Consider the following 13,895-nt stretch of genomic DNA (forward strand, 5'->3'; position numbering starts at 1 on the left):
TTTGCATTTAGTGATTGAAAAAACACGGCTAGAAGAGGCGCTTAAAAATCTCATTGCTTTCACCGATCGCAAGGATTTAACCAATATCACCTCCCATGTTTGTTTAGAGGCCAAAGGGGATTTGTTACGCCTAGAGGCTAATGATTTAGAAATGGGGCTGTGTTTGAATCTAAACGCATCGATCTTAGAGGAGGGGGGCGCAACTTTTAATGCCAGACACTTTTTAGACATCGCCTCTAAATTAGAACAAGGAGAACTCACTTTACAAACTAAAGAAAACTATGTGCATATTAGCTTTAAGCGTTCTAAATTTAAACTCCCCCTCTTTGATAGGGCAGATTTCCCCCCCTTCCCTAGCTTTGAAAACTTGCCCTTTGTGCATTTCAGCGATACGGCTTTAGGCGAATATTTTAAAAAACTAACCCATGTTATCAGTACCAATGCTTCTAAATACGAATTTGGGGGTGTACTTTTAGTGTTTAAAGATCGTTTAGAGTTAGTGGCCACAGATACAAGACGGCTTGCATTAGTTCAAATGGATCCGGATAATATGCCAGCGGCTGAAACAACTCAAGAATTTATCCTACCAAAGCGGGCGATGTTAGAAATTAGTAAGTTATTTGAAAGCAATTTTGATATGTTTTATGAAACCCATGATCAACCTAGCATGCTCTTTTTTAAAAACGCCTCTATGGTTTTATACTCTAAACTCATTAGTGGCAAATACCCCAATTATCAGGCCATTATCCCCTCTACATTTACCCACCAACTAGAATTAGACACCCAAAAGTTTAAAGAAGCCATTGAGATCACAAATGCTTTAAGCAGTACCACTAAGATTTGTTTTTATCCGGGTTATATTGAATTTGAATCCTCACAATATGAAAACCCTAGCTTTGCTAGTACTTCTATTGAAGCCCAAACCACTTTAGAGGGTTTTACCCTCCATGTCCATGCCCGCCATGTCCTAGATGCACTTAATGCCCTGCATACCCCTACTTTTACTCTCTTGCTTAATGAGAATACCCAACCTTTTTTAGTCCAAAATGAGGGGTTTAAAACCCTCATCATGCCCGTTATGATCTAAGATAACCACCACACTAGAAAAATGCGTGTAGCTTACATGGGCTTTACTTTTATTGGTGAATTTGACATGCTTTTTTTGGGTGTAATCAATGGGCACTTTTAAAGTTTGTTGGCTAGTGAGTTTGGGGTAGGTTAATTTAGCTAAAAGTTTACAGGCTTTTAATAAAACACTTGAGGAGGGGTTATTAGGGTGAGAAAAGATAAGCATGTGAGCGCTGGGTTTATCTTTAATATGTGCCCAAATATCTCTTGAGCGTGCACTTTTAAGCAAGGCGCGATTTTCTATCTCATTGCGCCCAAAACCCACCCGTATCCCTTCAATTTCAAGGCTTTCCCAAGTATTAGAGGATTTTTTAGAATTTTTAGGGGGGGTTAATATGTGCAATTCCTCTAAACTAGCCTTGTCTAAAAGAGTTATTTTAGAATCTAAAAACGCGCTTTTAGAGAGTAGATTTTCTTTTTGTAACCCGATATGGCTAGCCTTTTGTTGGCATTTTTTAGCTTCTTTAAAGAGTTTATCGGCTGCATCGCTAAAAGAACGCGCATTTTTAGGTAATTTAATTTGCTCTTGTTCTAAGATAAGTATATCTGTATAAAGGTCTTTGGGGTTTAAAGTGTGCAAATAACAAAGAATTAAACAAGCATGGTTGTGTTTTTCTTCAGCCTGCTTTTTAAGCTCTTCAGGGCTTTTTAACTGGGCTAAAAGGGATTGTAATGCCTCTTTCTTTTTAAGCCATGCGCGCTTAAGAGTCTCTTTTTTAGTTTGTAATTGTTTAGCGCTGTGGGCAATATGTAACTTTTCTAAAGAGTCTAAAAGTTCTTTTAATGCCATAGGTTTTAAAGGGGGGCGGCTAAAGAGAGGTTTTTTAAGAGGAGCTAGAGGCTTATTTTTAAGTACAGGGCGATAACTTGAGGATAACCCTACAAAATGCAACGCCTCTATCACAAACCCTTCACTATTTAGTAAAATTACATTGCTGTGCTTGCCTGTAAATTCTAGTTGTAAAGTGGTGTGGGTTTTTTTATAGGTTTCTTTGCCCTCTAAAGTGATTTTTAAAATGCGATCTTCATTTTCCAAACACACATCTACAATTTTAGCGTTGCTTGCATGCCTTTCTAAGGCTAAATTCAAAGGGGTTTTATGGATAAAAAGAGGGTTAGGGTCTATATAAACATAGCTATTACCCTTTTGCATGCAAGCTTTAAAAGCATAGGCTGGAGTATCTAGGCTAAAAATATTTTGGGCATGGCGGACAGTGATTCTAGCCTGTGCCTTGAGTAGATTAGCAAAATGATACAGTAAAGAGTAGGGAATCATTTAGGTTTTAACTTCATCTTGGCATAAGCAATGGCCTCTTGGCCTAAATTAGCATCTACCATGCGCGCAATTTCTAAAGTTTGCTCGTCTTTACTGAGTTGTTTAACCTGCGCGTGTGCGCCATTTGGATAAACCAAAAAATGCCGCTCTGCAAGAGAAGGGAGATGGGGGGCATGGGAGATAGCAATAACTTGGTAATGAGCACTTAGTTCTTTTAAAATCTCAGCCACACTTGTACTTTCGCGTCCGCTTAAATTCGCGTCTAATTCATCAACCAAAAGAATCTGATTAGCCCTTTGTGCATGCAATTTAGCCTTAAGAGCTAAAAGCGCTAAACGCAAACGATTAGACTCCCCTGCGCTAATGTGCTCTGTATTAGCATCGCCTAGACGGATTTGGAGTTGATCTAAACCATGTATACCTAGTGGTACTGATTTAAGCTCTAAGATGGGCTTTTTAAGCCATAACTTATCTGTGTAACTTTCTAAGAGTTCTTGCATGCTAGCAAGGTGTTTTTGGCGCTCTGCTTTAATTTGCAGGGCTAAATGCAAACATTCTTGTTCTAAATGGTTAACATTTTCTTGCAAGGTTTTAAGGTGGTGTTGGTGGTTGTTATACTGCTCATAATTAGCGATTAATTGCTCTTTATGGGCTCTAGCCTGCGCTTCACTGCCATGTTTTTTAACCACCGCACCTAATTGGCTGATTTTATCTAAAAGATCTTGGATATCTAAATTTTCTAATTCCTCTAGGCTAGATTGGGCGTTTAATAAAAAATCTTGGGCTTCTTCTAAGGCTTGGGCTAGGGTTAGAGATTGTGTACTAGGTAGTGCTTTTGTGATTTTATTTGTATGTTCTAGTGCTTTGAGGGCTTCTATAACCTCTATCCTGCGTTTTTCTTGCATTTGGTAGGTTCTTTTGCGCTCTAAAAGCTCTTCATACGCCCCATCGCTTAAATCTAGGCTTTGTAACTGCGCAAGCTCAAAACGCGCTAATTCGCTTAACATATCCAAATGGGGCTGTTTAGCTTGTGATTCTTGTAGGCTGTGTATTGCCTCTTGGTAGCGCTCATAGGTGTGTTTAAAAGAGTGTAGGATTTTCTCTTGTGTGGTGCTATCTAAAAGTTCTATGAGAAAATCTGCATGTAATTCTTGTACATGTTTATGGCTAGAGATGTGCAAGATTAAAGGGGAAAAGAACTCTTTTAAGGCTTTTTTAGAAGTGGGTTTATGGTTATGGGTGTAGGTGGTTTTTTTTCTCTTAAAAGCTTTAATAAGAGAATGCTCAGAGGTTTGCCAATGCATTTGAATAGAATGTGCAGGCATAGGCTTTAAACCCATACTAGCTAAGATACAATCCACTAATACACTTTTTCCACTCCCGCTAATCCCGCTAATCACATTTAAATGCGGGCTTAATTTCAAACGCGCATGTACAAACAACCCGCCTTTAATCTCTATCTCTTCTATCATTACATAACCTGTTGTTTTTTTCAGTCTAACATGGCGCCCTTTAAAGGCAAATTAGGGATGTGATGTCCCCCATGAAAACTTCTCTTTTAAGACTTTGAAATAATTATACTCTAGGGGCTGGATTAATTTAGCTTGCCGGATAGATTTATGGATTTGCAATCTTTGCTTAGATTTAAGGGTGTAGCGTACTTGTCCATCTATGACTACAGAACAGGATTGTTTAGGCACTATCTCTAAGTAGGCTTGATCGTTTAAGATGATAGGCCTTTGGTAAAGAGAGTGGGGGGCAATGGGCGTGATGAGGATATTTTGGCATAAGGGGTGGACAACACTCCCACCTACACTAATATTATAAGCCGTAGAACCTAGCGGAGTAGCAAAAATCAGGCCATCTACTTGGTAGGTGTTGGCTAAAACCCCATCAATGAAAAGTTGTAAGCCTAGCATGCCAGAATACTCTTTTTTACTCACCACAATATCATTAGCGCATAAAAAGTGTTGCTTGGCAATATGCCCCTCTAGCATTAAGTGTTCTTGGATTTGATAATGCCCCCGTGTGAGTGCTTCTAAAAAGTGGGAAGCACCTTCTAAATTAGTGGCCGTTAAAAACCCCAAATGCCCGACATGGATTCCAAAACATGGGCTATTAGAAGGGTGGCGCAGAGCCGCTAAAAGCGTGCCATCTCCTCCAAAACACAATAAAACTTCTTGGGGCAAAGAGATTTCAGGGGATTTAAAATCATAAGCAATTTTAGCCTTTTGTAATAAGTGCTCTAAAGCAAGCAAGAGATCAGAGGATAGGGCTGGCTTGTGTAAAATGTGTACGCGTAAAATGGGTTCTTGGCGTTTTAAAGAAATTCTTAACATCATCTAAGGAAAGTCTCTGGAAAAACTCCAGAGACTAAAAAGGAGGGGGATTTGAATGTTAGCACGCAAAAACTTAAACAGAGATTAAAAAGAATTGTAAAATAAGGTGAGGTAGCAAAAAGCTAAATTTCTCTAATATGGTAAAAATCTGTTTAAAAAGCATAGCGCATCCCGACATTGCCTGTAATATTAATATCTTGATAATCCAAACCAAAGCGTGCTCCAATACCAGCATTGATATAAAAGGAACGAAACAGACGAACCTCGCCCCCTGTGGTGAGACTAGCAAAGGTGTTATACAAGCCTGCATAACGGTAACTTAACATGTCATTACCAATAAAGCGTACCATTTTATCGCCCATAGAATGGACAAATAAATCCCGCCCCAAGCCGGCAATCACATAATAATAGGAGTTTTTCCTAAAATAGTGGCGGCTCTCTAGGGCTAAATTGATCGTCAAAACAGATTTATGCGCCGGATCGGCATTAGCTCTAAACTCGTTATAAATTGGATCATTCATCGTGCCTTGCAAACCTGAGAGGCCAATATAATAATAAGTGAGGCCAATTTGGGGTTTGAGAATAACATGCTTATTTTTAAAAAAGAAATCATAGCCATAGTTAGCGCCAATATTAGTCGTCCAAGTGCTATAGTGATACTGCTGGTTAAGAGGGGTGAGAATAGGATCAGTTGCATCAATGTAGGTTTTGTTATAGCCATAGGTTTCATTAACACTTCCTGTAATCTCATTTCTACCCTTGATAAAGGCGCGGCTATAAAACCCCACATTGACATTATTAGAATTAGCGCTATTGATATTGCCATAAAAACCGCTATAACCATAAGCCATATACCCCCCCACAATCACGCCCTTAATAAAGCGATCATACCCTACATTTAGCCCATAAAGCGTACCTGTACCCCCTGCTACAAAACTCGCCCCCCCTACACCGGTTATCCATAGGTTATTTTTTAATTTATCTCTTTGGGAGTAGGCGGTGATAATATCCATAGCATTAGGCACCGCGCTAGCAAATTTTTTACCCTTAAGACTGACTAAAAAGTCATGAAAATCTGGTAATGCATCGTTAGAAGCAAAGTTTGAAAGTTTAGCCAAACGGCTCATCTGTTTGGTGTGTACACTAATTTGTAATAATTTAGAACTAGTGGCTTTTAAACCAGAAGCGCCCATCCAATCAGTTGCATTTTGAATATCTTTCACAATTTTAAGTAGATCGCTTAAGGAGTGTTGTTCAAGGTAGTAGGGCGCAAAAAGCGGGGTGTTTTTTGTCTCAATTAAAAGTTTGCCAAACCAATTCATCACCCCCGACCCACCTGCATTTTCTAGCGCATTGACTACAGATTGCCCTTGTATTTGGGTGATATACTGCGTAATAGTGGGCGCGATAACATGCAAGCTTTGGCCTATGCCTATTTGTATCTTGTTATAATCAATAGAGGCGCTCACTTCCTGACCATTTGTACCTTGATAATTAACAAGCAAGCCTCGTTGTGAGATATTGACCGCTTGACCATTATAAGTAAGACCTGTACCTTGAGCGTTAAGCTGGAAAGCTGTCCCGTTGATTTTAAGGCTAGTGTAGAGTTCTAAATATTGTCTCCAGTTATTCGGATTAAAAGAGGTGGGGTTGTAATGAATCCAGCTATTAGTTTGAATGAGCGTATAAGCGCCATTTGGAGAAGTGATAGGAGAGGCTGCAGGGTTTGTACTATCCGGAGAAGCCCCACTAGCTGTAGGCGTTTGGCTAGAGGCTAGGGGGGTATTAGGGCTTAGGCTTAATGCAGTTGTAGAGGTTGTTGGGGTAGAACTAGTAGCGCTACTAGTTGTTGTTTGGGGTGAACTAGAACTTGTACTTGATCCTGTATTTGTACTTCCCGTATTACTTGCCTCTGTGTTAAAACTAATGATCGCACTCCCGCCTAAATTTAAATTCACAAGCCCGCCTACTTGGATAAGCGGAATTTGTGTACTAGGGGTGGGGTTAACCGGATTAGCATTAGACCCACTATTAGAGGAGGGGCTATTAGAGCTTGGGCTATTACTTGGGCTACTACTTACATCACCGCTAGAGGGAGCGCTAGATGAATTTGTAGAAGTGCTAGTATTAGCGGTGCTGGTGGAAGTGGTAGAACTTGTAGGCGTAGTGGTGCTAGCTAGAGTTAAAGCTGTGGTTGTTGTAGAACTTGTAGAAGCGCTAGAACTAGTAGAGTCTGAAGTACTAGGAGAGGAGCTAGAGCTATTAGAATTACTAGAACTTGTAGAGGAGCTAGAATCTGTGTTACTAGAACTTGAACTATCCGAGCTAGGGCCTGTAGTTTTAATCGTTGCGCCCGCTACATTAAAAGTTAAAGCCCCTGTACTGTTAAAAGCGCCCCCGATATTGACCCCAGCCCCTTGCGTACTAAAAGTACCATAGGAGTTAAAATTCCCGCTAATATTAAGTAGGTTTTGTGATTGGTTATTAAAGGCGCTTATTGTGGTTAAATTATTAGCCTTAAGGGTGCTATCCTCAGTGAGATTAAGCGTGCCTAAGACGGCTAAACCCGTTACACCGGATAAATCCACAGCTCCATCTGCTTGCACCGTGCCTAAAAAGTCAAAGTTGCCTGCTTGCACGCTAAAACTCTCGTATTGATTAAGGGTGATATTGCCTTTTTGGACATAAAGATTATTAAAGGGGGCATCAATGGTTAAACCGTCAGTGGCATTAAGAGTAGTTAGATCAATATTAGACACATCATTACTTAAAAACTCTAGTGTACCTTGATTGTTGCTAAAATTAATGGTGTTTTGCCCTGCAAAAATAATAGACTTACCGGCTATAAAACTTAAAGTCCCGCCGGAGGCATTACTAAAGGTGCTATTGCTCACTAAAATATCATCATTAGCTAGGAAGTTAAAATAACCTTTTTGCCAGAAATTGCCTAAAGCCTTAGGCGCGAGCAAAGAACCCAAGCCCATACTTTTTAATTGATCTTGCAGTTTATTAGATAAAATACTTTGAAGCCCCTTGCTATAAACCTCTCCTAGACCTTTAGCCTGCATTAAGCCATCAATAACTTGTTTGACATCAGGGTTAGAATTTTCCATTTGTTCTACTGCCTTTTTTTCTGAGCCAAAGACATTATTAAGAATATTATCAAGGATATTTTTTTCAGCAGCGGTAAGCTGGCTTGTAGGGTTGAGTAGATCATCAATGGCGGTTTTAAGCATTTCATCTAAAATTTGTGGGCCTAACCAAGCAATGGTTTTATTAAGTAGGTTTTGATTAGAAAGCAGTTCTTCTAAAACTTGCCCAAAGGTGGTGTTATTTAAAAAATTTTGTACCTGACTTTGCCCACTGCTAGTATTTGGCATGTTTAAAATATTGTCCACATCTTTACCCGTCATAGGAGAGAGGGAGTTAATGAGGCTTAAAAGGGTGTGGTTACCATAAACCCCGTTGGCAATAGAAGCAATGGCCTTTCCCCCAGAAAAATGTAACTCTTTATCAATAGCGCCATAGATTTTATCTTGCTCAGATGGGCTAAGACTAGAAATAAGCCCATTACTTCCTAATACAGAACTCACAGTCTTAGTACTTAAAATATTTTTGATCACATTATCCATACCGGGCATATTTAAAAGCGCACTCACATCTGAGGCGTTTAGTACCTCGCTAAGTTTAATTTTACTAATCTGTCCGCCTAAATCTTTAGCTAGAGGCTGGATAGAACTCGGAATGCTACTAGTTGGATCAAGATTAATACTAGAGCCGTTGGCTAGATCGTAAATGTAATTGCCTAGCATTTGGGCTAACCCTTTTTGGCCTAAGATTTTTTCTATTCCGCCCTCTCCAAGCATATTAAAAATTTGATCTGTACCTTCTGCATCAATGGTGGCTTGATTGAGGGTTAAATTAGTCGCGCTATTAAAGGTTACATCAGCACTCCCACCTATTCCCCAAGCATTCCCACTGCCTACAGTGCCGGTGATATAAATATCTTTAGCTTTAAAATTAGCCTCAATATAGCCTAGTGCAGCAGAAGTTGATCCTAAAAGCTGACCTAAATAAGTGCCTCTTAAATCCTGACACCCTTTTTCAGTTTGTGCAGCCGTACAAGCCGTAGTATAACCATTACCCCCAAACCACACCACGCTACTACTTCCGGTTTGTCCTGCCTGAGGCGAACCCACTACAAGCGTACCATTATTAAAAGTTTGGTTGATATTGCTTGATAACCCGTCTATAAAACTTAAAAGTTCTTTGCTTTGCTGGCTAGTTAATTTAATCCCTGAGTTTTCTAGGTCTTGGATAATATTACTTGGATCGCTTAAATCTTGTAGAATTTGGGGTAAAAGTGTTTTTAAATGAGGCCAAATACTTTGTACAATGCCTACTAAATTATCAAGGGTGGTTGCATTAAACAAACCATTATTAGAAATGTAAAGACCTTGTAAGGGTTGGCCTTGAGCGTTATAAGTACCCGGAATAACCGGTGTTGAGGAAGTTGTACTACCTGAAGTATTAGCCTTTGGATAATACACCCCTTTTAAATTACCGTCTAAAAAGAAAGTCCCGCTTTCATTGCTAGAATAATCATAACTGCTAATATCTGCACTTGCTGAGTCTGTGCTAGGTAGATTTTGTGCGGATTGTTTGTAAAAAAAGAGTTCGGGGGCGATGTTGTGATAATCTGTAGCTACAAAGTGATCGCTATTGCTAATGGTGATAGTGAGTTTACCATTTTGTATTTTTTCAGTAATGGTTTGTGCGCCATCTAAAGGGTTTGTAAAACTCCAGCTTTGGGTATTATTAGTATCAGAATAGGTAGCGTCATTAATTTTAATGCCGTAGTACTCAATTTTTTGATAACCATTAGCCCCACTCATGCCTGTAATGTTACTAGCATTTACAATATTATAGGTGGCAGAGGTAGCGTTATTAGTTTGGCTAGAGAGAGGCGCAGAGAGATCAATATTAGAGATATTAAGAATACCATTTAAATCAAATGTCCCCCCTCCCGTGCTACTAGAACCATTATTAGAAACAGAAATAAGAGGCTGGGCGTTAGCTGCGCTTTGGGTTGTACCTGTAGTTGTAGGCCCAAGTAAAAGGCCATCTAAGTTTAAAGTACCGTTTAAATTAAAGCTTGAGCTAGTGATGAGTGAACGATTTAATGAATTGACCCCAGAATTAATATTAATAGAATCACCAGTCCCCACACTCACCGCCCCTGCTTTAATCTGGCTATTTTGCATGTAAAAATTACCGCCATTTAAATTAAGCGTACCTGCATTAAAGAGGCTATTTTGCATATTGATATTAACAGAATTAGCAAAGGTGGTTTGGCTACTTTGAATATCTGCGTTATTTAAAAGCATGGAGGCATAGTTATTAAACACGAGGTTATTAAACTGCGCGCTATAGTTTTGGTTACTACTTGATCCCCCCCCGCTAATTGTGCCGTTACTGTTTGTGCTGGGGATAAAATCTGTAAAACTCCCATTGATATTTAAAAACGAGTTATCATTAAAAGTTGTAATATCTTGGGTACTTGTTGTAGTGGGCATAAATGTAGCCTTAGCACCACTGTTAAGAGTGATTCCAGAGCTATTATTAAAAGTACTATTGCCTTGAAAGTTAGCTTGAGCGGAGTTGATTAAATTAAAATTAGCGTTATCATTTAGCGTCGTGGTGCTATTCATTGTAATCTTGCTATTGTGATCAAGATTAATTGTAGTGCTACCACTTAGGCTAGCTGAACCATAAAAAGTTGCTTGACTGCCTAAGTTTAAAAAGGAAGTGGTGTTATCTAGGGTGGTGTTGCCATGCAAATACAAGTTAGAGTTTTGGTTGAGGTTGATTGTAGAGTTGTTAATAGTGTTTGTGCTAGATGAATAGCCACTATTACCATTAGCTGTAATTACATTACCAAAAGTAAGCGTTGTATTGTTGCCCACAAAAAAGGCGGAATTATTTAGGGTGGTATTTGCGGAGTTAAGGGTAATACTACTTGCACTACCTATCACGGTGCTATTTGTAAAATTAATGCTGTTTTTACCGGTAAAGTCTAAAGACCCACTAGTATCATCTTCAAAAGAGGAATTAAGCGCGCTAAAACTATTTTGTGCAATAAAGCTACCGTGGCTATGCTGGCTAATAGCAGAGCCAAAGGGAGGGATAGCGGTAGCATCTTGGTGGTAGGTGAGGCCATCAGCGGTAATATTATTATTAGCATTAAAAGTTAGAGTTGCACCCGCCCCACTTAATGAACTGTCCCCAACTTCTATGGTGTTAGTTAGAAAAATATTTCCGGCGTTAAAAACATCGGTGATATAACCTACTGAGCCCACTGCGCCAAATTCTATTTTACCCCCGCTAGCGGCTTGTAAGGTGTTATTACCCAAAACTAAAGTACCATCATTAACCCATTGGCCATTTTGCATCTCCCCAACATTATAAATACCGCCATTGCCAAATTTTGTATAAGTTTGGAGTGTATGGGTGGAAGCGTTATAGCCATCGTGGCTTTGTGGGTTTAAAGGGTTGATATAGGCAATCCCGTCTGCACCCACGCTTTCATTATAAGTTTTAAAACCTGTATGGAAAAGCCCATAAGTACAATTATGCGCAAAAACATTATACGCACAACCGGGAGTCATGGTATATACATCTGACCAAATATCTTTAGCTTGGCTAATAACTTTAAAACTAAGCTCATTGTTGGCAAAGGTTTCTTGTATCTTAATGGGCATGCCATTTATACCAAAGACCACATCCCAAACCTGCGTACCGTTGCTATCACTCATTTCTGTTTCTGAGTTAATAGTAGTCCCGCTGATTTTAATAAGTTGCCAAAGTGCTGAGGCGTATTGTGTATCGCTACTGTAATTAATATTAGCCCCACTTCCGCCTAAGATGTTATAAGTTGTACCAATTTGTAAAGAACTTAAAATATTATTAAGATTAAAAGTGGCGCCACTATTAAAATTAATTGTCCCGCCTAAATTAGCAAAGGGGCTACTGCTGGTATTAATTGTGGTGGTACCGCCAAATATAGTTGTGTGGTTGCCGCCGTTATTTTCAGGTGCAAAGCTGTAGCTGCCATTATTAAATGTATCATTTGTCAGAGTTAATTGGTTAGTTTGAAAAGAGCTGTTATTAGCATTAAAAATTGTGTTACTAAAACTAGCTTGATTAGCGATTACATTAAGCTGTTTAGCTGTGATTTGGCTATTACCTTGATTATCGCTATCTTGTAAAATACCCTTATTTGCTCCCAATGTCAAAGTAGCATTTGGGGTATTAAAACTTGTATTGGTAAGGGTTAGGTTTTGGGTACTTGTAAGGTTAATTTTTCCGCTATTACCACTAATAGTAGTGCTATTAAAGTTTTCATTTTGGGCATTAAACTCAAAGCTACCCCCAGAGGCATCGCTAAAGCTAGAATTGCTAACGCTAATATCTCCACTATTTGCGCTAAAAGTTGCATGCGAATTTTGCGTACCGGCCTTGAGATTTTGGTAATTGAGGCTATTTATTGTGATACCACCAGTAGTAGCGGTGTAATTAAGAGTAGCGCCCCCACCTGTTGCCCAAGCATTGCCCGTTTGGATATTGCCAGTCATATAAATCTTGCCCGCACTAAAAGAGCCAGTGATATAACCTACAAGCCCACTATTCCACCCAGTGCCCCCAAAACGAATCGTACCACTTGTATTAACACTCTCTGTATTATTGCCTAAAATTAAAGTTCCTTGATTATTTAAAGAGGCGCTAAAACTCCTATCATAACCACTCCAAGTATTAAGCGTACCACTATTAGGATCAATATAACCCACCCCGCTACCCACATTGTAGCTTTTATTCTGGAGGTTATAAACCCCATTCCAGATATTTTGAGGCGGGGCAATAAAAGAAAATAATTGCATGGAAATAGAGTTATTATTAAAGGTTTCCCCAAAAATATATTCCGTGCCATTGATCATATAATCCACATAGTAAGTACCATTACCCGAAGTTGGATTAGTCCCATTGCCTGTATATAAATTCCCACTTTGACCTTGATAGTGAATGAGTTGCCATAACTTATTGGTATAGCTATCATAATTAATAGTTCCGCTAGTGTTAATAAGGGTATCTTTGGTGTATTGCCCGTTAACTTGTTGGCTAAGATCTTGGGTGATATTTAAAATTGTGCCACTGCTGATATTAACATTGCCATTAACATGATCTAAAAGCGAACCTTGTTTAAAAGTCTCAGTGCCAGCCAAAGTAAGCGCACCTGTGATAGTCCCGCTAGTGTTGCTATCATTAAAAGTAACATTGTTAAAGGTGATATTTTTACTATTTAAATTGATCTGCCCTTGACCTTCAAAGGTGGAGTTTGTAAAGCTCTCATGAGAATCATCGCTGATTGTTAAAACCCCGTTACTTTGATCGGTGTTAAAAGTGGCGTTATTAGCGGTCGTACCATGATTGCCATGTGTGGTAATATGATTTTGCCCTACTCTTAATTCCCCGCTAAAGTTTATACTCTGGGCATTCCATGTATCTGTAAATGAATGGCCTTGATAGCTATCCATGTTGACATTATAAATATTAAGCGTGCCCTGCGAGTTATTACCATTAATCTGTAGATTAAGCTGACCGCCCTCAAAGTTAAAAAAACTATTACCGGTATAACCAAAGGTATAAGAAGTTTGCGAGCCTACTAAAGTATCGCTTCCATTACACGAGGAATTAGTACATGAATAAATAATATTGCTATAACTCCATGTGCTCCAACTCCATTCTTTTTTATCGTATAAATTTCCCTTAATATAATCATTAATATTAGTGGTGTTCATATTCATCTGACCAGCTAGCACAGGGCTAGCCATAGCCCCTAGAATCAAAGTCCCCTGTGTGAGCAATTTAGGTGCGCTTAATTCAGAACGCTTAGGTTGGGGGAGTTGTTTTTTAAAGACATAAGTACCTACACGCCTAGCTTGGTTAGCTTTAATGCGCCGTGCTAGAGCGTGGCCAAATTTCAATGTGAGAGAATTAAACTTTTTCATAAAGAAAACTCTAGCATAAAATCAGTAATTAAGAAACTAATCAACTAGTTTTAATTAAGGCATGGTTTAACAAACGCCTAACACCTA

5 protein-coding genes are annotated in these 13,895 nt (G+C 39.1%); 1 reads left to right on the forward strand and 4 read right to left on the reverse strand.

Annotation, left to right across the window (positions count from 1 at the left end):
• The first annotated feature begins 10 nt into the window (after nt 1-10).
• Nucleotides 11-1,087 carry a DNA polymerase III subunit beta gene (dnaN, locus tag G6Q00_RS02135; RefSeq protein WP_240330937.1) on the forward strand — a complete coding sequence of 359 codons (1,077 nt, stop codon included), beginning with the start codon at nt 11-13 and terminating at the stop codon, nt 1,085-1,087.
• Here dnaN and G6Q00_RS02140 read toward each other — a convergent pair.
• The 4 genes from G6Q00_RS02140 to G6Q00_RS02155 form a co-directional block, all read right to left on the reverse strand.
• A complete protein-coding gene (locus G6Q00_RS02140) occupies nt 1,037-2,404 on the reverse strand; it encodes an NFACT family protein (RefSeq protein ID WP_163531810.1) in 1,368 nt (455 codons plus the stop codon). The genes dnaN and G6Q00_RS02140 overlap by 51 nt on opposite strands.
• Nucleotides 2,401-3,876 carry a DNA repair protein gene (locus G6Q00_RS02145; RefSeq protein WP_240330932.1) on the reverse strand — a complete coding sequence of 492 codons (1,476 nt, stop codon included), beginning with the start codon at nt 3,874-3,876 and terminating at the stop codon, nt 2,401-2,403. Before G6Q00_RS02145 ends, G6Q00_RS02140 begins: the two co-directional genes overlap by 4 nt.
• Before the next feature lie 51 nt (nt 3,877-3,927).
• Nucleotides 3,928-4,746: an NAD(+)/NADH kinase gene (locus tag G6Q00_RS02150; RefSeq protein WP_163498945.1), complete on the reverse strand. Its 819-nt coding sequence runs from the start codon at nt 4,744-4,746 to the stop codon at nt 3,928-3,930.
• Between the two features lie 149 nt (nt 4,747-4,895).
• The gene (locus G6Q00_RS02155) at nt 4,896-13,784 is read right to left on the reverse strand and encodes a vacuolating cytotoxin domain-containing protein (RefSeq protein ID WP_163531811.1); all 8,889 of its coding nucleotides are present in this window, start codon (nt 13,782-13,784) and stop codon (nt 4,896-4,898) included.
• Nucleotides 13,785-13,895: the final 111 nt, after the last annotated feature.

The sequence above is a fragment of the Helicobacter suis genome, from assembly GCF_902196125.1.
In the GTDB taxonomy this organism is placed as follows: domain Bacteria; phylum Campylobacterota; class Campylobacteria; order Campylobacterales; family Helicobacteraceae; genus Helicobacter; species Helicobacter suis_B.